Origin of the sequence: Ruegeria marina (assembly GCF_900101475.1) — a bacterium.
GTDB lineage: Bacteria > Pseudomonadota > Alphaproteobacteria > Rhodobacterales > Rhodobacteraceae > Ruegeria_B > Ruegeria_B marina.
The window spans coordinates 146,011-169,663 of the sequence record NZ_FMZV01000008.1 but is presented as its reverse complement, the minus strand read 5'-3'; the positions used below and the strand labels follow the sequence as shown (position 1 = coordinate 169,663).

Sequence of the window (23,653 nt, the reverse complement as noted above, 5' to 3'; positions counted from 1 at the left end):
CATGACACACCCAGTAACAAAGCCGCGCGCTCGTGATATCGGGATCCCGTTCGACGGCACCCCTGGCCCGCACAATGCCATCACCGACATTCCCGGTGTCGCGGTCGGCATGACGACGATCGTCGAAGGCGACGGCCCCTTGGAAATCGGCAAGGGCCCGATCCGCACAGGTGTCACCGCCATCCTGCCGCGCGGCCATCGCCGCGACCCGAGCCCGGTCTGGGCCGGGCAGTTCAACCTCAACGGCAACGGCGAGATGACGGGCACGCACTGGATTCGCGATGCCGGTTATTTCCTGGGGCCGATCTGCATTACCAACACCCACTCGGTCGGGATGGTGCACCATGCCGCCACCGGCTGGATGATCGACACCTACGCGGCCCATTTCAAGGAGGATCACGGCTGGGCAATGCCGGTGGTGGCCGAAACCTATGACGGTCCGGCCAACGACATCTGCGGGCGACACGTCACCGAACAACATGCGCTCGATGCCCTGGCCAGTGCCGTCTCCGGGCCCGTGGCCGAAGGTAATGTCGGCGGCGGCACCGGTATGATGACTTATGAATTCAAGGGCGGCACCGGCACATCATCGCGCCAGATCACCCTGGGTAGCGATCGTTACACGGTGGGCGTTCTGGTCCAGTCCAATTTCGGCTCCCGCCATGACTTGATGATACGCGGTGTGCCGGTGGGCAAGGAATGGCCGGAAGACGCCCCGTTGTCACAACTTGAGGCGCAGGAGCAGGGCTCGATCATCGTGATCATCGGCACCGATATTCCGCTACTGCCCAACCAGTTGCACCGCCTCGCCAAACGCGGCGCGATGGGCGTTGCCCGCACCGGCAGCCCAGGGGGGCATTATTCGGGAGATATCATGCTGGCCTTTTCCACCGGAAACGACATTGGCCTGCCCCGGATGATGGCGGATGACCATCCTGTGTTCAACACCATGCAGGCACTTGGCGATCATTATATCGAAGCGGTCTACGCGGCGGCAGTCGATGCGGTCGAAGAGGCCATTCTGAATGCGCTGCTGGCCGCTGAAGATACCCGGTTGATCAAGCCCGAGGGTTTGGAATGGAAAGCGATTGACCATAGCCGGTTGAAGTCGATCTTGGAAAAATACAGGCCCTGAATTGCCGATTCAGGCCAGATGTTGCGCGCGGCGGCGCCGGCCGCTTGATTTGAACCAGTGTCCACAAAGGCGGTAGACCTGTCCCTTGTACCGCACAAAGGCCGCGCCACTCGGCAAGAACGGCAGCGAGGTTCCGCTTGAAGTAGTGTCGGCTTGGAGAGGCAAAAATCGAATATACAGCATTGCCACAAGGCGGACGAACTTCAGGCTGTTCTTGAAACAGCGAAACGGGGATCTTGTGGATGAGGCGATGCAACAATACCGCCCTGCCCGTCTCAAGCCGGTATTCTTCACCGGCTCCCCTGACAAGCCCGAGCGGGTTTCCTTGACAACACCGAACAGACGTCTTTTCGCGTCACGTTATCGCTTCATCGGACACTCTGCGCGATGATGTGCTGCGCGAACTGGTCTGCATTCCCAATGGCGGTCCTAGTTCGCTCTGCGGCTTTTTCGGGCGTGCAGCCTAGCGCGCGAAGGATGGCGCGAAGTAATTCAGGGATTGCATCTGCACCGAGTTTGCCGTCACCGGACAGCACAGCGGCTTGTTGGACCAGTGCGACAACGATTCGGACCGCCAGATCGAGCGAGGCCAAGGACAGACTTCCCGCCAGTTGTGCCTCGGTCAGATCAGCCCTCAGACGCCCTTGTACGGCCGTTGCGACATCGGGCAACGCGACTATCGCGCGGGCAACCAGCCGTGCCTGTGCTGGTGAGGCTGCAAGGTCACGCAGGAAGATCGCGACGGCGGTTGCCATGCGGTCAAGCGGGTCGGCCACCGCCTGGCGCGCGGATTCGTGGCGGTCGGCCAGTTCCAGGATGATGGCATCGCCGAGGTCGGCCTCCAACGCCGCAAGATCGGAAAAGTGAACGTAGAATGTGCCCTTGGCAACACCCGCTGCCTGCGTCACCGATTCGATGGTGATCGGCGTACCATCCGGGTCGCTGTAGCACGCGCGCGCGGCCCCGAGGATCGCGGCACGGGTCCGCGCCCGCTTTTCACGACCGATCTCAGCCCTGCGTTCCAGATTCACGCGCGCCATGGCACTGACCCTTTCGTTTCCGCAGCCTGCCTGTCGGCACAAGGCCGGCCTGATGCCGACGCACGGGATTGCCCTCCTTCGCAAACCGGAAAATTCCCCTTGGCCGCGACGCCATTCACGCTGACCGACCCTAAAGCATTGGACGCCAGGGTCAATTCGACTGCCCGGTGCATTCCTGCCTGGCCCTGATACTCCAGCTCGATCGCCGCCAAGGCAGGGCACCGCTGGTGACCTGCCGTCGGATTTCGTGACGGTTCCACTTTCGGATCACTTCTCATGCTCTTCAACAGATCCCTGATGCGATTGGACGGACCTTGCCACGGCCCGAAATTTCCGCGTTGAATAATTAGTCATTTTGACTTACTCATTCAACGCGGAAATGAGAAACTGAAGACCCCGGAACAGGCGCGCCCCGACCATCGCGCACCGGCCTTCATGCTCTGGCTTTCCGCAGACTTTCTACACCGAAGCCGGTCGTGGACCAGCACCACGGCGATCGCGGTTCCGTGCGCCCCGTTCGTCGCACGCGTCACTATGGGCAGGAGGACCAAGACATCAGACCTTTCAATCCGAAGACCCTGAACCTCGGCTATGTGGCGCTTGGCGCAATGGCGAGCTACGGCAGAACTCCAACACCCGGCACCTTGTCTTCGACCTCTGGGACCAGATCGCGCATCTGTCACAGGCGATGACTCTGGAACCGGGCGACATGATCTTTACCGGCACCCCCGGCGGCATCGGCTTCGGTTCCAAACCCTACCGCCCGCTCAAGGCCGGCGACGTGCTACGCTGCGAGGTCGACGGTCTTGGCGCCATCGAGAACCGCGTTGTGCCTGAAACCTGACACGCACCTCAACGACGACACCACGACCGTCGTCACATCTCGGAACAGGAAGCTATTCTCATGACGAACCAGAAGTTTCAGCCGACCAGAAGGGAATTCGCGAAACTGGCGCTGGCGACCGGATCGGTGCTGGCCGGTACTCTCGCAGGTAGTCCCGCCTCAACCGCCCCCGAAACCGCGCCCACCCGCAAGGCGTCCCGGTCCCATCCGGGCAAGCCCAACATCCTGTTCGTCTTTACCGACCAGGAACGTTATCGGTCCGCCTGGCCCGCTGGCCTCGATTTGCCGGGACATGAACGGCTGATGCGCACCGGCACGACGTTTCACAACCATCACTGTCCGGCGACGATGTGCACCTCGTCTCGCGCGGTCATGCTGACGGGTCTGTCGACGGTCGACAATGGCATGTTCGAGAACGCGGACATGAAGTATGTAGGTGCGCTGGGGGACAGGGTGCCGACGCTGGGGCACATGCTGCGCAAGCAGGGCTACTATACTGCCTACAAGGGTAAGTGGCATCTTGACCCGGGCTTTGACAAGAACGAACGCTCGCTTCTGACCGAAGAGATGGAGGCCTATGGTTTTGCCGACTACTTCGGCCCGGGCGACATCATCGGGCACACGTTGGGCGGGTTCCACTTCGATCACCTCGTGGCAGGCAGCGCCGTGACCTGGCTGCGGCGGCACGGCCGGCCGCTGAACGACGACATGAAGCCCTGGGCGCTGTTCGTGAGCCTCGTGAATCCGCATGACATCATGTATTTCAACACCGATGCGCCGGGGGAGAATGTACAGGACAGCGGTGCGCTTCTGAACCGCGCCGCGCGCGCGCCCGACCACGAACTGTATCGCGCCACCTGGGGCGAGCCGGTGGCCGCCTCTCTGTACGAACCGCTGGATGCGCCGGGCCGCCCCAAGGCGCATGGCGAATTCCTGAAGATCTGGGATTACATCCTGGGCCACATCCCTCTGGAGGAGGAGCGTTGGCGGCGGTTCAACGACTTCTACATCAACTCGACCCGGACGGTGGACGCGCAGCTCTCCCTTCTGCTGCGCGAACTGGACGCCACGGGCCTTTCGGAAAACACGATCATCATGTTCACGTCCGACCATGGCGAGGCGGCCGGAGCACACGGACTACGCGGCAAGGGGCCGTTCGCCTACAAGGAGACGATGCACCTGCCGATGTATGTCGTGCATCCCGATGTGCAGGGCGGGCGCGATTGCGTCTCGCTGACGGGGCACATTGATTTCGTTCCCTCGATCTTGTCGCTGGCGGGCGCCACGCCCGACCAGATGGCCGACCATGCCGGGCGCGAGTTGCCGGGGCGCGATTTTTCCCCGGCGCTGTCAGATCCCACAGCGGCAAAGGTGGACACGGTGCGTGACAGTGTCCTCTTCACCTACAGCGGATTGGCCAGCAATGATTCCGAGATCTTCCGCATCAATGCCGAGGCGCGCGCGCTGGGGCGCAAGCCGATCATGCAGATGGTGCGCGAAGGCTATCTGCCCGACATGAAGAAGCGGGGTACGCTGCGCACCGTCTATGACGGGCGGCACAAGTTCTCGCGCTACTTCGCACCAGTCGAGCGCCACAGCCCGAAGTCGCTGGATGAACTCTTCGCCCGGAACGATGTCGAGCTGTTCGACCTTGAGCAGGACCCGGGCGAGATGAACAACCTGGCCCGCGACCGGGTTGGCAACGCCGAGCTGATCCAGCGGATGAGCGGCAAGCTCGAGGCGATCATCGCGGCCGAGATCGGTGTCGATGACGGCCGTGAACTGCCCGACATCCCGACGGTCGACTGGACGGTCGACCGCGCCGACCTCTGAGCATGCCCTTCCCTTTAGACCCCGCAAGGTCGGTGTCCGAGAGTTTCCAGTTGGTCTCGATATCCCGGGAAGTGCAGGATTTAGCCGGAACAAACCTGGCGCCAGTCGATGAGGGCGGCGTTACGGATCAGCTTGACGTTTGCCAGAGTGCAGCGGCGCCCCCCCTCGTTGAAATGGTTCGAGAGTGAAGAGTGAACGGCTGCGAATTTCGGCAAACCCGGCAGCCGCCTAAAATGTTGCATTGCCCGTTCGCGTCAAGCCCACAGCCTTGACACGAACACCTTTGACATGACCCCAATTTGGCTGACCGCCCCGATCAGAAATTCCGACTGCCAACCGGCAGGCCTTGTTTGCAACATCCAGAAGGTCAGACCTTCGCGCCTTTGTGCCGGACCGCGCTTCCGGCGAAACCGGCGCAGATGCCCACGAGCATCCCGATGACATACTCAGCAACGGGCACCGTGACGTTCATCGAATGTGATCCGCCCAGCAGTATCGGGGCTATCAGGCCGACAATCCCGCCCATCACGGCGGCCAGTATCCAGTTACGCGTCGTCATCCCCAAGGCCAGGCCCAGAATACCCGGCAGGCCAAGTACACTGGCGCCAATGGTTCCAACCAGGTCAAGCAAGCTGATCATTTTTGATGTCTCCCGCGAAAAGCGGGGCCCGGCGGCCGCCGGGCCCTGAATTGGTCAATCGGCACTGATGCCGAGATAGGTCTTGATCTGGGCCACATCGACAGACTGGTCGCGTTCGCCCTGCGCGAGCGTCTCGACCACATGCCGGTATTCCTCCAGGTAGTCAGGCGGCAGGTCATGCGCGATCCCCTGGTGACAGTCGATGCAGGTCATGCCCTGATCGATGGCCTTCTGGTGATTGTCGGCCGCGCGCGTCTCCTGGATGGTGAAGTCCATGTACTCGAACGCGTGGCAGTTGCGGCATTCGCGACTGTCGGTCGCCTTCATCTTCTTCCAGACGGCCGAGGCCATTTCCAGACGACGCTCCTCGTATTTTTCCGGAGTCGAAATGGTGCCCCGAAGTTCGTGGTAGACGTCTTTCACGGCCATGATCTTGGCCTTCATCTTGTGCTGCCATTCATGCGGCACGTGACAATCCGAACAAATCGCCCGAACACCAGAGTGGTTGTTGTAGTGAACCGTTTCGCGGTACTCGCCAAGGTTCGTTTCCATCGTGTGACACGATGTGCAGAACTCCTCGGTGTTTGTCAGTTCCAGAGACCAGTGGAAACCGCCCCAGAAAAGGATGCCCGCCAGGAAACCCGCGATCAGCAGAAACCCCGTGCTCAGAACTCCGGTCGGGCTCCAGAAAGCGTCCCAGACGCGACGCAGCAGGCCGCGGCGGGGGGACGTTTCATCCTTTGGATCAGCCATGGTGATTTTCCTCTGTCGCGTATCAGTTGGAGCCGTTGGACGGCTGGAAGGTGTTTCCGACCAGCGCCGGTGCGTTGGCCTGCGGCACATGGCACTGGTTGCAGAACCAGCGGGTGCCGGCAACCGTGTCCAACTGGGTGCCGTCACGGTCCAGGTAATGGGTCATGGACAGGGTCGGCGCGCCGCGTTCGCCCGCGTTGGTCCAGTCGTGACAGGACAGGCACTGGTTGGTGCGCAGGTCGATCTGGTACTGACCGATTGAATGCGGGACCAGCGGCGGTTGCTGGCGATAGTTGCGCGCCTCGCGCCCCTCCTTTTGCTGGTGGATCTCATCCGCCGGCAGGGTCAAGTCGATGTCCGCACCGCGCAGGCTTTCAACTGCGCCTGTATTCTGCGCCACGACCAGCCCGCCGAGCAGCAGTGTCGTCGCGAGGGCGGAGATACCCGCTATGGCCGAAATTTTCATTTGTTTTCTCCGTGTTTGTCGTTCAGGCAGCCTTGTCGGCGAGCTGTTCGTCGTTCTTGACGTAAGTGTCGCAGCGGTGAGTGAAGGCGAAAACATCGACGGCACAGACGTCGATGCAGCGCCCGCAGTTGGTACAGTCGGACGAAAGGATCAGTGGCGACGCGCCATCCCTTCCCCGCAGTGCGGCCGGAATGACCTGGCTTTCCGGGCAGACCGCGAAACAGTCCATGCAGTCGTTGCAAGCTGACCGGTTGACGGCCGAAACCCGCAACAGGCTCTTCGTGCCGATCAGACCGTAGAAGGCGCCGACCGGGCAGACGTGGCCGCACCAGCCGCGCCGTGCCACGACCAGGTCGAAGAGGAACACCGCCCCGACCAATGCCCAGGCGAACCCCATGCCATAGACCAGGCCACGGTGCAGAATGGTGACGGGGTTCACGACTTCCCAGGCGATGGTTCCGGTCACGGCCGAAACGGCCAGCACCGCGCCAAGAATCCACAGCCGGGTGGAGCGCTTGGGTTGCCAGCCTTTCGAAAAACCCAGCCGGTCATGCAGCCAGTGTGCCCCGTCGGTGACGGGATTGATCGGGCAGACCCAGGAACAAAAGACCCGTCCCCCGATTACGGCATAAACGGCCATTACGATCAACGCGCCGACGATCGCCGTCAGTTCGGGCAAATGGCCGGCAACAAGCGACTGCAAAAGCACGAGGGGATCGGTCAGCGGCAGCACACCGAAGGTCCGTGAACCGGCCAGCGTACCGGTGACCCACCATATGCCGAACCAAGGCCCAACAAGAAAAACCAACAGGAACATGACCTGCGACAAGCGGCGAAGGATCAGCCACTTGTGAGCGGCCAGCCAGCCCTTGACGCGTATCGCCTCGTGTCCGGCGAGACGTTTCGTCGTTGCGCTCATGGCTTGACCCCCGGCAGTTTCAAGGCTGGCTCGAAGCCGCCGGGCGCAGTCAGATTGTCGGTGCCCGGCCCCGGCAGACGATCGGGAAGGTCGATGATCCCCTCGACCACCGGCGCACCCCTGGCGTCCTTTTCCTCCCAGCCCTTGCGGTAGTGATCCGCCGACCGCCCCCGGGCCAGCCGCACCGGAAGAACCTTGATCGCCGCCTCGGGCAGGACACAGCTTTTCTCACACATGCCACAGCCGGTGCAGTGATCGGCATGGACCACCGGCGCAAAGATCGCGTGATGGCCCGATCGGACGTTGTGGGACAGTTCCAGCGTGATCGCCTCATCTATGACTGGGCAGACCCGGTAACAGACATCGCAGCGCAAGCCCAAAAGGTTCAGACAGTTCTCCTGATCAACCAGAACGGCGGTGCCCATGCGGGCATCGTCGATATTGGTCAGCGACGGATCCAGAGCCCCGGTCGGACACGCGGCAACACAGGGGACGTCTTCGCACATCTCGCAGGGCACCTGACGCGCGGTGAAGAACGGTGTACCGGTGGCCGGCCCGTCCACTCCCAGTTCCGCAAGGCTGAGCGTGTCGTAGGGACAATCTCGCACGCACAGCCCGCAACGGATGCAGGCGGCCAGGAAATCGGCCTCGGGCAGCGCCCCCGGCGGGCGCAGGGCCTCGGCCGGCAGCCCGCGGGCATCGTTCACGAGATAGGCCAGTGCGCTGCCCGCCACCACGCAGCCGCCCGCCATCCGCGCGGTCTCCGTCAGGAACCGTCGGCGTTGGGGCGATATGGGTTGTCCGGAGGCGGGCATCTTCTTCCTGCGGTTTCAGATCAGGCGCGCTCGACCTTGCAGGCGCATTTCTTGAAATCGGTTTCCTTCGATAGCGGGCAGGTCGCATCCAGCGTCAGCTTGTTGATCAATTGGCCCTCGTCGAACCACGGCACGAAAACCAGGCCCCTCGGCGGCTTGTTGCGGCCGCGGGTTTCTACCCGGCTCAACATTTGCCCCCGGCGGGTCGAGATCATTATCTCCTGCCCGCGCCGCAAATCGCGCGCCTTCGCATCTTCGGGATGCATGAACACCAGCGCGTTCGGGAAGGCCCGATGAAGTTCCGGCACGCGCCGCGTCATCGACCCGGAATGCCAGTGTTCCAGCACCCGGCCCGTACACAGCCACAGGTCGTATTCCTCGTCCGGCGCCTCCGCGGCCGCTTCGAAAGGCGCGAAGATGATCTTCGCCTTTCCGTCCGCATTGCCGTAAAAACGCACCCCTTCGCCGACCGGCACATAGGGGTCATAGCCTTCGCGGAACCGGTACAAGGTCTCCTTGCCGTCGACGACTGGCCAGCGCAGGCCACGGGCCTGGTGATAGACATCGAAATCTGCCAGGTCGTGACCATGATGACGACCGAACTCGGCGTATTCCTCGAATAGCCCTTTCTGGACGTAGAACCCGAAATGCTTGCTTTCCTGGTTCTCGAAACCGTCGGCGGTTTCGCTGAGCGGGTAGGCGTTGACCTTGCCGTTCTCGAACAGCACCTGGAACAGCGTCTTGCCGGCCAGTTCAGGTTTTTGCGCCACCAGTTCCGCGCCCCAGGCTTCCTCGACGGTGAACCGCTTGGCGAATTCCATGACCTGCCACATGTCCGAGCGCGCCTCGCCCGGCGCATCGACCTGCTGGCGCCAGAACTGGGTACGGCGCTCGGCATTGCCATAGGCGCCTTCCTTTTCCACCCACATTGCGGTGGGCAGGATGAGGTCGGCGGCCATAGCGGTCACGGTCGGGTAAGGATCGGACACGGTAATGAAGTTTTCCGGGTTGCGATAGCCCGGGAAGCCTTCCTCGTTGATGTTGGGCGCGGCCTGCATGTTGTTGTTGCACTGCACCCAATAGGCGTTCAGTACACCGTCCTTCAGCATCCGGTTCTGCAACACGGCGTGGAAGCCGGGTTTTTCGGGAATGGTCCCGGCCGGGATGCCCCAGGCGGTTTCGCAGATCTCGCGGTGCTTTTCGTTCATCACCACCATGTCGGCGGGCAGACGGTGGGCAAAGGTACCAACCTCGCGCGCCGTACCGCAGGCAGAGGGCTGACCGGTCAACGAGAAGGGCGAGTTGCCGGGCTCGGAAATCTTGCCGGTCAGCAGATGCACGTTGTACATCAGCCCGTTCACCCAGGATCCGCGCGTGTGCTGGTTGAAACCCATGGTCCACAACGACATAACCTTGCGGTTCGGGTCTGCATATTGCTGCGCCAGGCGTTCCAGCTGGTGCACGGGCACGCCTGAGATCTCCGAGGCCTTCTCGACCGTGTATTCGGCGACCGAGGCAGCGTATTCCTCGAAGGTCAGGTCGGACAGCTTGCCTGAATCCGGGTTTGCGGCGGCCTGCTGCAATTCATGCTCCGGGCGCAGCCCGTAGCCGATGTCGGTTTCGGTCTTCTTGAATACGACATGCTTGTTGACGAAGTCCCAGTTCACCGCGTCATTCTGGATGATGTAATTCGCGATATAGTTCAGGATCGCGAGGTCGGACTGCGGGTTGAACACGATACCGTTGTCAGCCAGCTCGAACGACCGGTGTTCGAAGGTCGACAGGACATGCACCTCGGCGCCAGGCTTGGTCAGGCGGGTGTCGGTCAGGCGCGACCACAGGATCGGGTGCATCTCGGCCATGTTCGATCCCCACAGCACGAAGGTGTCCGCATGCTCCAGGTCGTCATAGCAGCCCATCGGTTCGTCGATGCCGAAGGCGCGCATGAAGCCCACCACGGCCGAGGCCATGCAATGCCGCGCATTCGGGTCGATGTTGTTCGACCGCAGGCCCGCCTTCATGAACTTGGCCGCGGCGTAACCTTCCCAGACGGTCCACTGACCCGATCCGAACATGCCGACCGCGGTCGGGCCCTTCTTGGACAGGGCCTCTTTCCACTTCTGCGCCATGATGTCGAAGGCTTCATCCCAACTGACCGGTTCGAACTCGCCGTTCTTGTCGTAGACACCATTCGTCTTGCGCAACAACGGCATGGTCAGGCGGTCCGCGCCATACATGATCTTGGACAGGAAATAGCCCTTGATGCAGTTGAGACCGCGGTTCACTGGCGCGTCGGGGTCACCTTGGGTCGCAACGACGCGCCCGTCCTTGACGCCCACCAGCACCGAGCAGCCGGTGCCACAGAAACGACAGGGCGCCTTGTCCCAGCGAATACCGCCGCCTCCGGCGGTTTGCGCAACGGCAGGAGCCGTTGCCAACGGAATACCGACCGCGGCGGCGGTGCTGGCCGCGGCAGTGGCCTTGAGGAAGGTCCGGCGTGAGTCCGAGATGGTCATGTCAGTTCTCCGGCTGAGTGGCGGCGAGCGTGGCCCGCGGCGACAGGTCTTCGAAATGGTGATAGTTGAGCGTCAACGAGATGACGCCCGGAATTTGGTGCAGCGCCATGATGGTGTCCGAGGCATAGGCATCGTCGGTATCCTCGACGACCACGACCAGGCGGCCATCCTTGGTTCCCGCATGAATTTCCACCCCGTTCATCCCTTCGATCCGGGGGCGGGCCTCGCTCAGTGCCGCTGGCGCGACATGGATGAGGCATCCACAGATGTTCATGCTGTGATCTCCATCTTGATAGGCATGGGGCACTCAAAGGCGACCGACTGCGCGGGGCAGGTAAAGGCGCACTCGCCGCATCCCGTACAGGCCTGCTGATCCAGGACAGGAACAGCTCGTCCCCCCGTTTGCAGGCGAAAGCGGATCGCGCGCGGTTCGCAGGCATCCTCACAGCTTCGGCAGGACACCCCGTTGTAAGAAAGGCAGGACGAAAGGATGGATGCTCGCCAAGGCCAGACGCCGATGTCCTCGGCGACCAGTGCCCCGGTGGGACAGGCACGTGCGCAATCGCCGCAGAAAGTGCAAGCCCCGTGCCTGAAATCCACCACGGGCCCACCATGTTCTGAGCGTCGGACAATTCGCTGCGGGCAAGCCTGCGAGCAGGCCCCGCAGTCGTCGCATAGCCGGTCGAAATCCGGCTGCGCGCCGGGCGGACGCATGATCTGCGCCCGATCGTGCCGGATCGCTCCGCGTAGGATGTCGCGTCTGCTGTGCCTGGAAGCCAAACTTCATTCCACTTCGTCTGCGTAATTGCCCAAATGCAGTGCAGCCGCTGTCCAGCCTGATTCACTGCCCGCCAAAATTTCAGGTCAATCCTTTCGAGTTGCCCATTTTCTCTCGTTATCGATCTTGGCGCGGATCAGATTTGATCTGAGTCATTTTTTAAGTAAATTCAATAATTTGATTTTTTTGATTTATGAGGCAATGCCGGGTGGTGTCGGACAGATTCCAAACAGTCTCGCCAAGGACAGTGTCGCTGCCCATTATGCCAGGCAAATTTGGCGCTACTCCGCGAGAACGGCGGTGCGGTTCCCGGCCAAGGGCCGGCGCCAGTGACTCGAATTCATCCCCTCGACACGTCGTTTCCGATCTGGGGAAGACCACGCTGCTGGAGTGCAGCAGGCAACTGCAACCAACCAATATTCGAATTGCCCTGTCTTCAAGACGGTCGTTCGATCAGTCTGACCCGAATGCTTTTCTCGGTGATCAGGGGTTCTTTGGAGCGGTTGAACGCTGCGTGGGTTCGGGCGAGGCTCTGAGCCCGGCTGCCAAGCGTCCCGGCCAGCTCCATCCTCTGCGTGATGATGGCGGCAAGTTTCTCCGACAGCGCGCCGACGTCACGGACCGAAACCTCGAGGCTGAGGACCGTCTCGGCGCCGCTGCCGCATTTTTCCAGTTTGATGATGACCGACCGGATGCGGTCCGGGCCCCCCTTCAGCGTCGCCAGCGGTTTCGGAGTAATGGGATCGGCTTCTGGCGCGCGCTGGTCGAGGGGCTGTAGAGGTGGCGCTCCTGGTTAAAATGGTTCGAGACGGACGAGTGAACGGCGAAAACCATCTCGGACGGGTCATCCCAGAAGGCTAATTGACCGACCTGCCCGTCTCAAACCGGTTTGCCCTGACAGCACCATCTCAAGAGATCTCGGCCCCCGCTTCGCCGCGCAGTAATCGCCCGAGGTGGAACATCGTCAGCGGGTCTTCATCAAAGGCGCCGACCAGGGCGGCAAAGGCCTGCCTCGCTTTGGGATCCTGCGCTTCCAGGAGCGCGAAAGCGTCGCGATAGGCCTGCATCGCCTCGCTACCGACCTTTTCTGCCGGCAGTGGTTCAAACGTCCGGATACTTTCTTCCTTTCCCTTGAGGCGCAGGGTTCCAACCGGTCTGCCCTGGAAATCCGGAATCTGGTCGACGACACTCTCGCTGATGCAGATGCGGGTACCGAAAATCTTGTTTGCCTGTTCGAGCCGGGCCGCGATGTTCACCGCGTCTCCGTAAGCGGTGTAATCGAAGAAGCGCTGGCCTCCGAAATTGCCGATGATCGCGGAGCCCGAATTCACACCGATCCGGGTTTTGCCCAAGGCGATACCGGCGGTGTTCATCCGGTCCTTAAAACCGGTGGCGAATTCATCCAGCGCCAGAGCACATTGCACGGCAGCGCCCGCGTGATCCTCGCGGGCCACGGGCGCACCAAAGATGGCTTGAACAGCATCGCCGATGATTTTCATCACCGTCCCACCGTGATTGAAGATCGTTTCGGTGATCCCATCGAGATACTCGTTTAGTATGCCTACCACCGTTTCGGCGGAGGTCGCTTCCACAAGTGGGGTGAAATTCTCCAGGTCAGTGAAAAGAAAGGTCGCCTCCCGACGCTCGCCCGAAAGCATGGCCTCCGGGTTCTGCGAAAGGGCCTCGGCCACACTCGGGGAGAAATAGCGTGACAGCATCAGATGCGCGTGTTCGGCATTTGCCTTGGCAGCCTGCAGATCACGCAGCATTCGCAGGTGTTCCAGCGTCTTCTCGATCGTGGCTTCCAGATCGTCGAACTCGATGGGCTTAGTTACGAAGTCGAAAGCTCCACGGTTCATGGCGGAGCGAATGTTCCGCATGTCTCCGTAGGCCGAGACCATGACCGTCTGCAGATCGGATTCCAGTTCGCCGAGACGCTCCAGCAAAGTCAAACCATCCATCCGCGGCATGTTGATGTCCGACAAAACGATGTCCACGTCAGGGTTTTCGTTCAGAACCTCAAGCGCATGCTGGCCATCGTGAGCGAACACCAGTTCCAACTCGCCTTTGCGCACCTTGCGCCGGAACCGTTGAGAGATCAGCGCCTCGACATCCGGTTCATCATCTACCACCAGGATGCGCGGGACTTTCATGGGGCGTCTCCGGCGATCTTTTCAAGCACGTCTTTCAACCCGGCAAAATCGACCGGTTTCGCCACAAGCCGTTCCGCTCCAAGTGCGCGCACCCTGGCCTCGGTGCCCGCATCCCCGTAGGCCGAGATCATCAAGACCGGCAGTTCGGGCCAAAGCGAGTGCAGTTCCGACAGCAACTCGATCCCGGACATGCCCGGCATATTGATGTCCGACAAAACCAGCACCGGCGACTTGGTCTTGATCACTTCCAGTGCTTCACGCCCAGACTGCGCGAATTCGAAGCTGTAGACCCCCTTGCGGATTTCACGCCTGAAGTTCTGGCGGAACAGGTCCTGCGCATCTGGTTCGTCGTCCACCATGAGGATATGCGTGGTCACGTCTCAGCCCTCACCCCGTCGCGCCCGACATCGGAATTGAAACCGTGAAACGGGTATATTTCCTTGGGGCGCTGTCCACGGTCAACGCGCCACCGTGCTGCTTCACCACGATATCATAACTCAACGAAAGGCCCAGTCCGGTGCCTTCACCTGCGGGTTTGGTGGTAAAGAACGGAAGAAAAATCTTTTCGCGCACGTCCTCGGGGATGCCTGCCCCGTTGTCACACACCTGAACTTCGGCCATATCGCCCCTGACCTTCGTCGTCAGCGTGATACGGGGTTCAAACCCCGAGGCAGCTGTCTCGCGATGCTTGACGGCCGCGTACATTCCATTCGTTACCAGATTGAGAAACACGCGCATCAAATCCTGCGGATAGCACACGACTTCGCCAAGATCGGCATCAAGTTGCTTCACCATTTCGATGTTGAAGCTCTTATCCTCGGCCCGCGCCGCGTGATACGCGAGGTTCATGGCTTCTTCGGCGATGGCATTAAGCCCGACGGACTGTCGTTCGCCTGGCCCGTCTCGCGAATGCAGGAGCATGTTTTTGACGATGGCGTCCGCACGCTGGCCATGCCTGGCGATCTTGAGCAGGTTTTCCCTTACCGTTTTCAGCAGATCCTCAGCCTCGTCACGATCATCCTCGGCCAATGCCTTTACTGGCTCTTCGAGGACTTCTTCCAATTCCTCCAGCATCTCTGCCGACAGCTTGGAGAAATTATTGACAAAATTCAGCGGGTTCTTGATTTCATGAGCGATACCGGCAGTGAGCTGGCCCAACGAAGCCATTTTCTCGGACTGGACAAGGCGTTCCTGAGCCTTCTTGAGATCGGCCAGGGCCGTTTCCGCCTTGTCGCGCGCCCGCGACGCTTCGTTCTCGCGGGCCTTCAGTTCGGTGATGTCGAAATAGGTCAGCATCCGTCCACCATCCGGTAGATTGACGACCTGATAACGGAGGAACTTGCCGTCGCCGCGCTCGAACTCTCGTGGCGGCACATTTCCGGCCTTGATGGACGAGATACGTTCAGCCAGCCATTCGTCCCATTCCTCCTCTGAAACCGAATACAGACCGGTTTTCCGGTTGTATTCTATCAGCTCCTGCATGTGGGGGCATGTGTCTATGAATTCCTGATCCATCTCCCATAGCTCGCGGAAAGCCCGGTTGACGATGCGCGCGCGTAAATCGGGCCCGGTAAAGAGAATGCCATAATCGATATGTTCCGATACCGCGTTGAACTCGGACAGGGCCGCTCTCAGCCGGTCTTCTGCAAGTTTGCGCTCTGTGATGTCGGTATAGATGGAAACGATTCCACCGTCTTGGGTTCGGTGATCGGTGATTTGCAGCCAATGCCTATTGATGAACTGCTCTCGCACAGAACCGTCGGCGACAAGCCGGCGTTCGGCGATCCGGGCGAGGTAACCCGCGACATCGCCTCGCGCCAGCGGAAACATGTCGCGCTGGATGCCCGCCGCGATGATGTCGTTGAACGCTTTGCCCGGCACCACCATGTCGGCCAACCCTTCGAAGAAAGCCCGGTAGCGGCTGTTCGAAATCACCAGCCGATCCTCTGAATCCCAGAGCGCAAAGCCCGAACCGATGGCCTCGATGGCCTCCTCGAACCGCTGACGCGCGGCTTCGGCCTCGGCCTCGCGGCGCTTGATCTCCGTGATGTCGGTGTAGATCGAGATACGACCTCCATCAGGCATCTCGCGTTCGTTCAACAGGATCCAGCTCCCGTTGGCCAATTCCAGTTCCCATTGCGACACGGGGCTGTCCCAAGCCTTCAGACGGTTCTCGACCCAGGCATCGGCGCCGTCGGGATGCGGTTTGAACATGCCCATGTCGTAGCCGTCGCGGATCATGTCGAAGAACTTGCGCCCGATCCGGATGATTGGCGTGGCATCCGTTCCGGCGGCCGAGCTGAATATATCGACATAACGCTGGTTGAATAGTTCCACGCGCCGCTCGGCATCCACCATCAGGATCCCGTCAGAGAGGCTTGACAGCGAAGACACCAAGCGCGCCTGAGTGGCGGCCAGCTGCTCTTCGGCGGTCCGCGTTTCGGTCACGTCGCGCACCGCACCCACCAGTCTTGCGACCCGTCCTGTTGCATCGCGGACGGCAACACCCCTGTCGTGGACCCAGCGATAACCGCCGCCGCGGACCCGGATTCTGTACTCCTGTTCCAGCTGTTCGGTTTCGCCTCTGAAATGCGCCCTTACGGCGGCGACATATCCCTCCAGATCATCGGCATGCACGAGGTCCCGCCACGCCTCCATTGGTTTTGCCAGGCCGGAGATTGAATGGTCCAGAAGGTCGTCCAGCCTTGGTGTCGCAAAGAAACGGCCCGCGCCGATATCCCAGTCGTATATTGCCTCGTCGGCAGCTTCGGACACCAGCGCGTACCGTTCCTCGCTGCGCCTGAGGGCCGCTTCCGCCCGATGCTCCGCGGTTGTGTCACGGTAGGTGATAACCAGCCCGCCATCCTTCTTGCGCTGGTATCTTATCTGTAGCACCTGCCCATCGGGTCGCACATGCTCCACGCGTCGATCCTTGACCGCCGCGATCTCGTCGAGCCGCTTTTTCACGAGCTTTTCGGGCACTCCTGGCCCGAAGTCACCGCGAAGGGCACTGTAAGTCAGGAGTTCTGCCAACGGCGCACCTTTGTGGCAAATGTCTTGTGGGTAGCCACGCAAGTCACGAAAGGCCGCATTCGAATAGATCAGACAATTTTCACGGTCAAAAACTCCGAGACCGACATCAATGATGTCGAGCGCGTCCGTAACTATCGTGTCCCTGTCCTTCATGAAACGACGCCAGGCTTCGATCTCTTCCAAGCAAACGACTTTCCGTTCCTCGAGTCAAAACCAACTTGCTGGGACCGACTGGTTCTAAAATGCACTTGTCGATCGGCCAGAACAGCAGCTCAGTTCGACTGACCGGTCGCCTGAGATAAAACCAATGTCTCTGGAGTGCCCTTGGCCGACCAACTGCAATCGGCGCGTGCCGTATGGCGATCGCCCACGTTCCGCAGCGACAGCGGGAACTGCCCATACATCATTACCGCCAGCGGATGATCTCCTGGCTGGTCTTGAAACAGGGAAACGGGGATCTTTCAGTGATGGCAAAAGGCTGCGAAACCGCCCTGCCCGTCTCAAGCCACGTTCATTTGACAGCACCAGCAATGATGTAGACCGGTCTGGTCCAGATGCAGCGGCGGTCCTCGGTCGTGGTGCGGATCCAGATCGGCGTATCCCGACCGTCCGAGGCGACCGGAGCCGTTGTCGTACACCGCATCTCATGCTGTTCGAGTGTTTCGGTCAGTTGGAAAACGCGAATGCGACGCTCCAGTTCGCCGACGTCGAAGACTCGGTCGTACAAGCCGATATCCGACAGGCGCAACTTGCCCTGAACCAGCCCGGTATCAATGATCAGTTCCCCGTTCTTCAAGTCATCGAGCCACAGGTCAGCGCCTCATGGCGCGCGACTTCGACCGACAGGCGCCGCGCTTCAGGTCCGCATCGCCGTCCTGAACGGCCACACCGCTCTCGGCATCCTTGTCACAGAGGTCGCAGGATAAGTCTGTCCGGGCAAAGGGGAACCTCGGCATTCAGCCAATTTTTGCAAGAGAGCCCCTGGCGAACCAGTTGTGAAGTGTCTTGTGCGGCCCATACTCGGCTGGTGCATTTCTCCATCGCAGGCCATTGCGAATGACATGGACGATGCCAAAAAGAACTGTGCGGTCCTCGGACCATGCACGCCGCGAGGTTTCGGAAACAGATGCTCGATGCAGTTTGGACGCTCGCGGTCGAGCCAGAACAGATGCGACCTGGACAAGTCGCCTGTCTCTCATGAATCACAGCGGCGGCGCCGATGGAATTAGCCAATGATGTCCGCGGCCTGGAGCTAAGCATTCATCCGACCAAAGCCGTCAGATGACGGCAGGGAGCCCGTTACGGACATTCGATACGAGCCGCAGCGCGCGTGTCGCCCCGAGCGCTGCATAGCGGTCAAGCCGGCGATTAGATTGATATGTATGTCGAGTTTGGTTAACGTTAGGGCATTTCCAGTGCAACTGGGTGCCGCAATGAGTTCACTTTATGACAGATACGGCGGCTTCAAAACCGTAAGCAAGATAGTCATGGTCTTTTATGACATGGCTCTGGATAGCGATCAGATCGGCGACTATTTCGAAGATGTGGATATGGCACGTCTAATTGATCATCAGACGAAATTCATCGCTTCAGTGATGGGAGGACCGGCGTCATTCAGCGACGATCGCCTTCGGAAGGTGCACAGTCATCTCGGGATCTGCCATGAAGATATGGACGAAATGGAGCAACTTCTGAAGCAGGCTCTTGTGCAGTTCAAGGTAACCGAAGCCGACATCGAAACCATAATCTCCGGAATCGAGTCGAAACGACCATTGATCGTTACCGAGGTGACGGCTTCATGAGTATTGAAGCCATCAACGAATCCCTGCTTCGTGCCATCGGTGTAGGCGTGGCGCTGGTCAGGGGCTCGGATGGCAGTTTTGCTTTTTATAACAGTTCCTTTGCAGAGTGGTTCGGTGAGGCTGAAGAAGGCACGACACTGTTGCAGGTCATCGATGGCCTGACTTCCGAAAACTTGCACGATGTGGCGAGCGGGGCTTCGAATTTCAGCGGGGAGTTCAAGGTAAAGCGGAAGCGCCGCACGCTGGTTATCGCCGTCACGATCTCTGCGGCGCAAGCCAATGACGAAGTGCTGCTTGTGGTCGAATGTCAGAACATTACGCGCATTCGCGAATTGGAAGCCATGATTGAGACCTATTCGAACATGGTGGAACGCAATACCCGCGAACTGGAACGCGAAAAAGAGCGGGTCGAGAAACTTCTTCTCAATCTGATGCCCCGCTCGGTCTATGAAGAGTTCAAGACCTTCGGCGTAGTTACCCCGCAGTTGTTCGATAACGTGGCAGTCGTCATGCTCGATTTCGTCGATTTCACGGATTTTGCCGCGCGAACCGACCCGACCGTGACACTCGGCGAACTGAACGATATCTTCACGGCTTTCGATCGGATATCAGAACAGTTCGGCTGCGAGCGGATCAAGACGATCGGGGATGCGTATCTTGCGGTTGCCGGAATGCCGGACCCGACACCGGACGCCGCACTTACCGTAGCCCGCTGTGCGATCCGCTTTATCCGATATTTGGAACGGCGCAATGAGAGCCATCAGCACAAGTGGCGGGCAAGGATCGGTTTGGGCAGAGGCGCCGCCGTCGGTTCAGTAGTCGGTATCCAGAAATACGTATACGATGTGTTCGGCCCGGCAGTGAACATGGCGGCCCGCCTGCAAATTCTCGCCAAACCGATGACCGTCGTTGCTCCCGAAAGCATGACTTACGAATTGGTTGACGAGTTTCAGATCGACGAACTTGGCAATTTCGATGTCAAAGGGTTGGGAGAAATGGACCTCATCGAAATCAACTCGCTCTCCAATACGGCGCGTGTCCGTTTCTGAGCACTCTGGGGGGCGCCGGATCAAGAAGAGCCTCTTCGAAATCACCCGCCGCTCGATGACCTTCACCCCAGATGCCAGGACGGTTTTCGACGAAACCCGTACCTCACAGAACGCCACCGACTTCACTGCATTGCCAGGCGGTCAACAAGACTTGTTTTGGCCATCCTGACGGGCATTTCGGAGACATGTTGTGCCAAGTCCGCGGAAACGGGAGCAAGACCCGAAATTTGGACAAAGGGCTTTCTCCCAGTCGACTTTGCTGAGATCGCCACGCAAGCCGCAAAAGACTATAGAAAGCCTTTTGCGATCCGCTTCCTGTCAAGCCTGAAGTCATGCTGCCATGACAATCCACAGTCCCACGCCAATAAGCGCTATAGAGGAAATCTTCGTTAACCACGGGCGATCTACGGCGAGCTTTTCAAAACCCACGAAGAGTGCAAGCGCTGCGATCCAGAGCAGGTTCATGACGCCGCCGACGAAAAGAAGCGCCATCAGTACCCAGCAACACCCAAGGCAGAAATAACCATTCTGCATTCCCATGCGCAGCGCGCCGTAGGTTCCAGATTTCCAATTGTGCATGAAGAAGATGAGCGGGTGCTGACAATGCCTCAGGCAGGCCTGCTTGAGAGATGATACCTGATAAATCCCTGCCGCCATCATCAGCATGCCGGCAACAGGTGCCTTGGTGAGCTCCATCATCCCGCTCAAATGCCCAATCGAAACAAGCGCCCATTGCAAGACCGTTGCACCGAAACTGAAAGCGCCCCACACGATCAGATATCCAGAGAGGAAAACTGAAACGGAGGCGTAAGGCCTTTCCGTGTTTTTGTTTTTCCGGACAAGACCCGTATAAAGCAAAACGGTCGGCGCCGCGCTTGGTACCATCATGGCGATCATCATGACCCACCACATTAGAAAAACCAGGAGCCCGTAGCGGGGTGTCCAGTCGGTGGACGCCATCATCATGCCCGGCATTTCGATGGCCATCTGGGTCATCGTAATTGCCGACATTGGCATGCCCGCCCCCATCACGGTGTAAACTGCCGCAAGCACAACCACGAGAGCCAGACCAACAGCCACGATGAGCCGGTCGCGTTTCAGGATGCGGTCCAAAGCAGGCCCGCTGGTCGGGTTTACCCTGTGCCCAACCGCATTCGGATCGGTCACGCCGACCAGGCGAAAGGAGCGAAATGCCCGTTCCTGGAACCGGTGGCATCGTCCCATGTAACTCCAAAGGCGTTAAACTTGCTCTTGGTGGCCTTTGCGAGGGCCAGCGTCGTCGATACCGGGTGGGGTACATTGTCGATCTTGATCGGGCCGCCATTCGGCAGCGCGCTGTTCACGGCTTCGACCTCCTGCTCGATCAGTTCACCGGCTGTCACGGTTATCTTGTCTCCATCCGAGACAAAACTGATGGGGCGCTTCTCGACGCCCGCCACCTCGCCGACCAATGGACCCAGTGCTTCCATCGGGCCACCAGCCGCGCCCGTGGCGATGTCACCGATCGCAGCGATTTGTTCCTCGCTCGCTTTTTCATCGACGATCAGGCCAACCTTGATATTCCCGTCGGACATCGCGCTCGGCGCGTGAAGCAGGACAATGAAAGACAAGCCATCCAATGAAACGCCGCCCTTCTCGCCCTTGTTTATCTTCATTGCAATCGCCGCCTTGCAGTCACCTTCCGTCGGTGTCGCCGTTAGGTTTGACGTGATACACGGGCAAAGAAAATCACAGTTGCAGGTTTCCATGTACTCGCCTTCAATGTGCCAATCAGCCATGAACTTTCCTCCCTGGTTCAGTGAACAATACCACAATTTCATGTTTGACGCATTGCGCCCTGTTTGCGTTCAATAACCAAGTGGATGACCGGAAAGTCCCGCGACCCGGTCACTCGCCCAAACCTGACGAACTTGTCCCATAGTGCTTCATCCCATTCCACCGAATGGATCGGACCATCAAACCGTGGTCTGGCAGTACTTGAACAGGTCGCGTTCGGGCATGGCAACAAGCGGCGAGACCGCCCTGCCCGTCCAAGCCCATCGCCTGGACAAGGCCGCCGTTGCGGATCAAATCCCGAAGAGCGGACGCGCGAAGATCACCAGCAGGCCGACACAGATCAGCACCGGCCTCCAAACGCCGAGACGCCTGCGGATCAGGCCGAGAGACATCAAGCCCAGCGCCAGAGCGACCTGCAAGGCCGTGACGACCGCCAGAAGCGGCGTCGACGACAGTCCGATCAGCGAGGGATTCGCAATCATTGCCAACGGAATGATGTAAAGGCCGAAGCCCAGCGTCATGGCGGTGACAGCGACCTTCAGCCAGTTTTCCCCGATCATCCCTGCCGCGATGAAGACCGCCCCGCAGACCGGCGGTGTGATGGTCGAAAGCAGCGCGAACCAGAACACAAAGAGATGCGCTTGCAGCAGGTCGAGCCCCAGTTCGCGCAGTGCAGGCCCTGCGACCGAAACACAAATCACGTAGGCCGCCGTGGTCGGCACCTCCATCCCGAGGACCAGGCAGGCCAGTGCCGTCAGCAGCAGCGCCGGCCAGAGCATTCCACCCGCCCCCGACAGGATCAGCGAGGTGATCTTGACGCCAAGTCCGGTGATTGCCAGCACTCCGATGATGATCGAGGCACAGATAATGATGGCCGCGATCATCGACACCTGCCGGGCGGCGTTGAGGAACGCGGTCTCGATCCGCTCTGCCGTGGCACGCCAACTTCCCAAACCCTTTGCGTTGAAGAAAAGCAGGATGAACGCAGACAGTATCGCAAGACTTGCCGCGTACTGCGGCGTAACACGGATTACGAAAAGCCCGGTCAGGAGTACCGCGAATGGAATGGCGAAGAAGACCGAAGTGATCACCACCTCACGCAAGCCGGGCGCTTCAGAAGCGTCGATGCCCCTAAGATCGTAACGGCTGGCATATGCGTCGACACCGATCCAGACCGCAACGAAGTAGAGGATTGCAGGCAAAAGCGCCGCAGCCATGATCTGCGTGTAGGGAACACCCGTCAGTTCGACCATTACAAAGGCACCCGCACCCATCAAGGGCGGCATGATCTGTCCGCCCGAGGAGGCGACCGCTTCGACCGCCGCGGCCAGCCGCTTGGGATAGCCGAGCCGGGTCATCGCGGGTAGGGTGATCGCACCGGTCGAAGCGACGTTCGCCGAGGCCGAGCCCGAGATCGAGCCGAAAAGCGCCGAGGACAAGACCGAGACCTTGGCCGCACCGCCTCTCAGCCGTCCGGCGGCCGCGGAGGCCAGGTTCATGAACCCCTGTCCCGCCTCTCCTGCGTTCAGCACCGCGCCGAAGATGACGAAAATCGCCACCACGTTCACCGACACACCGGTCAGACTGCCCCAGATGCCGCCTTCCGCGATTGTCAGCGTGCCCAAGAAGCTGCGAAGCGGCGTGCCGGAATGACCAAACTCGCCAGGGACATGCTGCCCCAGAAGGCCGTAAAGCAGAGCCAGCAGCGCCACCAGCGGCAGCGGCCAGCCAATGGCCCGACGGGCCGCCTCAAGCACCACGCCGAGTAGTACCGCCGCCACCACCAACTGAAAGGTGGATTCGATAAACCCGTACTGGTCGCTGAGACGATCGCTCGAAATCGCCACCCAGAGCGCGGCGCCCGCACCAATCACGGTCAACGCGATGCCGCTGATACGCGACCACCCGGTTTGCCCGGGAACCAGCAGGATCCAAGGCAGTGCGAGCGCAAGATGCAAAGGGCGTGAGATCAGGTTCGGCACCAGTCCCGAGAAGACGAGACCTAAGTGAAACACGACCAGAACGGCCGCCAGCAGGAAAGCAGCGAGTCGCATGTCGGGGGTCCGATGGTTTTGGGCAGCAAAGAGATGGTATCGGGCGA

General features: G+C 60.1%; 22 protein-coding genes and 1 pseudogene. 6 read left to right on the top strand and 17 right to left on the bottom strand.

Annotation, left to right across the window (positions count from 1 at the left end; all coding sequences use genetic code 11):
- The first annotated feature begins 1 nt into the window (after position 1).
- Complete coding sequence (locus tag BLT75_RS12985) at positions 2–1,135, top strand: DmpA family aminopeptidase (protein ID WP_093032161.1); 1,134 nt, start codon at positions 2–4, stop codon at positions 1,133–1,135.
- 368 nt (positions 1,136–1,503) lie between these two features.
- Here the strand turns inward: BLT75_RS12985 and BLT75_RS12980 are convergent, their stop codons facing one another.
- Positions 1,504–2,175 (bottom strand): TetR/AcrR family transcriptional regulator, encoded by a 672-nt coding sequence (locus tag BLT75_RS12980; RefSeq protein WP_093032158.1) that lies wholly within the window; start codon positions 2,173–2,175, stop codon positions 1,504–1,506.
- A 418-nt stretch (positions 2,176–2,593) separates the two neighbouring features.
- Between BLT75_RS12980 and BLT75_RS12975 the strand changes: the two genes are divergently transcribed.
- Together BLT75_RS12975 and BLT75_RS12970 are read left to right on the top strand one after the other, a co-directional pair.
- Positions 2,594–3,019, top strand: coding sequence for a fumarylacetoacetate hydrolase family protein (locus BLT75_RS12975; RefSeq protein WP_093032155.1), 426 nt, complete (start codon positions 2,594–2,596; stop codon positions 3,017–3,019).
- A gap of 60 nt (positions 3,020–3,079) precedes the next feature.
- Entirely contained in the window at positions 3,080–4,852 is a 1,773-nt protein-coding gene (locus BLT75_RS12970; RefSeq protein WP_093032152.1) for a sulfatase family protein, read from the top strand.
- A gap of 367 nt (positions 4,853–5,219) precedes the next feature.
- On the opposite strand, the gene BLT75_RS12965 is transcribed toward BLT75_RS12970, so the two are convergent.
- From BLT75_RS12965 to BLT75_RS12905, 12 genes are all read right to left on the bottom strand, one after another.
- Complete coding sequence (locus tag BLT75_RS12965) at positions 5,220–5,492, bottom strand: hypothetical protein (RefSeq protein WP_245706512.1); 273 nt, start codon at positions 5,490–5,492, stop codon at positions 5,220–5,222.
- Between the two features lie 54 nt (positions 5,493–5,546).
- Positions 5,547–6,245 (bottom strand): NapC/NirT family cytochrome c, encoded by a 699-nt coding sequence (locus tag BLT75_RS12960; RefSeq protein ID WP_093032149.1) that lies wholly within the window; start codon positions 6,243–6,245, stop codon positions 5,547–5,549.
- A 22-nt stretch (positions 6,246–6,267) separates the two neighbouring features.
- Positions 6,268–6,711 carry a nitrate reductase cytochrome c-type subunit gene (locus tag BLT75_RS12955; RefSeq protein WP_093032146.1) on the bottom strand — a complete coding sequence of 148 codons (444 nt, stop codon included), beginning with the start codon at positions 6,709–6,711 and terminating at the stop codon, positions 6,268–6,270.
- A 22-nt stretch (positions 6,712–6,733) separates the two neighbouring features.
- On the bottom strand, positions 6,734–7,630 hold the full coding sequence (gene napH / locus BLT75_RS12950; protein ID WP_093032143.1) for a quinol dehydrogenase ferredoxin subunit NapH: 897 nt from the start codon (positions 7,628–7,630) through the stop codon (positions 6,734–6,736).
- Positions 7,627–8,445, bottom strand: coding sequence for a ferredoxin-type protein NapG (gene napG, locus BLT75_RS12945; RefSeq protein WP_093032141.1), 819 nt, complete (start codon positions 8,443–8,445; stop codon positions 7,627–7,629). Before napG ends, napH begins: the two co-directional genes overlap by 4 nt.
- A 20-nt stretch (positions 8,446–8,465) precedes the next feature.
- Positions 8,466–10,961, bottom strand: a complete 2,496-nt coding sequence (napA, locus tag BLT75_RS12940) for a nitrate reductase catalytic subunit NapA (protein ID WP_093032137.1) — start codon at positions 10,959–10,961, stop codon at positions 8,466–8,468.
- Position 10,962: 1 nt separating this feature from the next.
- Complete coding sequence (locus BLT75_RS12935) at positions 10,963–11,235, bottom strand: chaperone NapD (RefSeq protein WP_093032134.1); 273 nt, start codon at positions 11,233–11,235, stop codon at positions 10,963–10,965.
- Complete coding sequence (napF, locus tag BLT75_RS12930) at positions 11,232–11,741, bottom strand: ferredoxin-type protein NapF (protein WP_093032131.1); 510 nt, start codon at positions 11,739–11,741, stop codon at positions 11,232–11,234. Before napF ends, BLT75_RS12935 begins: the two co-directional genes overlap by 4 nt.
- A 906-nt stretch (positions 11,742–12,647) precedes the next feature.
- Positions 12,648–13,892, bottom strand: coding sequence for an adenylate/guanylate cyclase domain-containing protein (locus BLT75_RS12920; protein ID WP_093032125.1), 1,245 nt, complete (start codon positions 13,890–13,892; stop codon positions 12,648–12,650).
- A complete protein-coding gene (locus BLT75_RS12915) occupies positions 13,889–14,269 on the bottom strand; it encodes a response regulator (protein ID WP_093032122.1) in 381 nt (126 codons plus the stop codon). The genes BLT75_RS12920 and BLT75_RS12915 overlap by 4 nt, the downstream gene beginning before the upstream one ends.
- A gap of 10 nt (positions 14,270–14,279) precedes the next feature.
- On the bottom strand, positions 14,280–17,108 hold the full coding sequence (locus BLT75_RS12910) for a PAS-domain containing protein (protein WP_093032119.1): 2,829 nt from the start codon (positions 17,106–17,108) through the stop codon (positions 14,280–14,282).
- 328 nt (positions 17,109–17,436) lie between these two features.
- A complete protein-coding gene (locus BLT75_RS12905; RefSeq protein ID WP_093032117.1) occupies positions 17,437–17,721 on the bottom strand; it encodes a hypothetical protein in 285 nt (94 codons plus the stop codon).
- A 14-nt stretch (positions 17,722–17,735) separates the two neighbouring features.
- Here BLT75_RS12905 and BLT75_RS24095 point away from each other — a divergent pair.
- Positions 17,736–17,851 (top strand): annotated as a pseudogene (locus BLT75_RS24095) (IS5/IS1182 family transposase); the annotation flags it as partial.
- A 30-nt stretch (positions 17,852–17,881) separates the two neighbouring features.
- Here the strand turns inward: BLT75_RS24095 and BLT75_RS12900 are convergent.
- Entirely contained in the window at positions 17,882–18,124 is a 243-nt protein-coding gene (locus tag BLT75_RS12900) for a transposase (RefSeq protein ID WP_093032114.1), read from the bottom strand.
- 216 nt (positions 18,125–18,340) lie between these two features.
- Here BLT75_RS12900 and BLT75_RS12895 point away from each other — a divergent pair, with 216 nt between their 5' ends.
- Positions 18,341–18,727, top strand: coding sequence for a group I truncated hemoglobin (locus BLT75_RS12895; RefSeq protein WP_245706509.1), 387 nt, complete (start codon positions 18,341–18,343; stop codon positions 18,725–18,727).
- Complete coding sequence (locus tag BLT75_RS12890; protein ID WP_093032108.1) at positions 18,724–19,776, top strand: adenylate/guanylate cyclase domain-containing protein; 1,053 nt, start codon at positions 18,724–18,726, stop codon at positions 19,774–19,776. The genes BLT75_RS12895 and BLT75_RS12890 overlap by 4 nt, the downstream gene beginning before the upstream one ends.
- 330 nt (positions 19,777–20,106) lie before the next feature.
- On the opposite strand, the gene BLT75_RS12885 is transcribed toward BLT75_RS12890, so the two are convergent.
- From BLT75_RS12885 to BLT75_RS12875, 3 genes are all read right to left on the bottom strand, one after another.
- Positions 20,107–20,889 carry a DUF2182 domain-containing protein gene (locus BLT75_RS12885; RefSeq protein ID WP_176828002.1) on the bottom strand — a complete coding sequence of 261 codons (783 nt, stop codon included), beginning with the start codon at positions 20,887–20,889 and terminating at the stop codon, positions 20,107–20,109.
- 50 nt (positions 20,890–20,939) lie between these two features.
- Entirely contained in the window at positions 20,940–21,554 is a 615-nt protein-coding gene (locus BLT75_RS12880) for a DUF1326 domain-containing protein (RefSeq protein ID WP_093032102.1), read from the bottom strand.
- Between the two features lie 288 nt (positions 21,555–21,842).
- On the bottom strand, positions 21,843–23,606 hold the full coding sequence (locus BLT75_RS12875; protein WP_093032099.1) for a TRAP transporter permease: 1,764 nt from the start codon (positions 23,604–23,606) through the stop codon (positions 21,843–21,845).
- Positions 23,607–23,653 lie beyond the last annotated feature (47 nt).

Excerpts from the sequence above, each read along its gene's own strand:
- BLT75_RS12985 (WP_093032161.1), top strand. The coding sequence starts at position 2 with ATGACACACCCAGTAACAAAGCCGCGCGCTCGTGATATCGGGATCCCG.
- BLT75_RS12980 (WP_093032158.1), bottom strand. The coding sequence starts at position 2,175 with ATGGCGCGCGTGAATCTGGAACGCAGGGCTGAGATCGGTCGTGAAAAG.
- BLT75_RS12970 (WP_093032152.1), top strand. The coding sequence starts at position 3,080 with ATGACGAACCAGAAGTTTCAGCCGACCAGAAGGGAATTCGCGAAACTG.
- BLT75_RS12965 (WP_245706512.1), bottom strand. The coding sequence starts at position 5,492 with ATGATCAGCTTGCTTGACCTGGTTGGAACCATTGGCGCCAGTGTACTT.
- BLT75_RS12960 (WP_093032149.1), bottom strand. The coding sequence starts at position 6,245 with ATGGCTGATCCAAAGGATGAAACGTCCCCCCGCCGCGGCCTGCTGCGT.
- BLT75_RS12955 (WP_093032146.1), bottom strand. The coding sequence starts at position 6,711 with ATGAAAATTTCGGCCATAGCGGGTATCTCCGCCCTCGCGACGACACTG.
- napH (WP_093032143.1), bottom strand. The coding sequence starts at position 7,630 with ATGAGCGCAACGACGAAACGTCTCGCCGGACACGAGGCGATACGCGTC.
- napG (WP_093032141.1), bottom strand. The coding sequence starts at position 8,445 with ATGCCCGCCTCCGGACAACCCATATCGCCCCAACGCCGACGGTTCCTG.
- napA (WP_093032137.1), bottom strand. The coding sequence starts at position 10,961 with ATGACCATCTCGGACTCACGCCGGACCTTCCTCAAGGCCACTGCCGCG.
- BLT75_RS12935 (WP_093032134.1), bottom strand. The coding sequence starts at position 11,235 with ATGAACATCTGTGGATGCCTCATCCATGTCGCGCCAGCGGCACTGAGC.
- BLT75_RS12920 (WP_093032125.1), bottom strand. The coding sequence starts at position 13,892 with ATGAAAGTCCCGCGCATCCTGGTGGTAGATGATGAACCGGATGTCGAG.
- BLT75_RS12900 (WP_093032114.1), bottom strand. The coding sequence starts at position 18,124 with ATGAGAGACAGGCGACTTGTCCAGGTCGCATCTGTTCTGGCTCGACCG.
- BLT75_RS12890 (WP_093032108.1), top strand. The coding sequence starts at position 18,724 with ATGAGTATTGAAGCCATCAACGAATCCCTGCTTCGTGCCATCGGTGTA.
- BLT75_RS12880 (WP_093032102.1), bottom strand. The coding sequence starts at position 21,554 with ATGGCTGATTGGCACATTGAAGGCGAGTACATGGAAACCTGCAACTGT.
- BLT75_RS12875 (WP_093032099.1), bottom strand. The coding sequence starts at position 23,606 with ATGCGACTCGCTGCTTTCCTGCTGGCGGCCGTTCTGGTCGTGTTTCAC.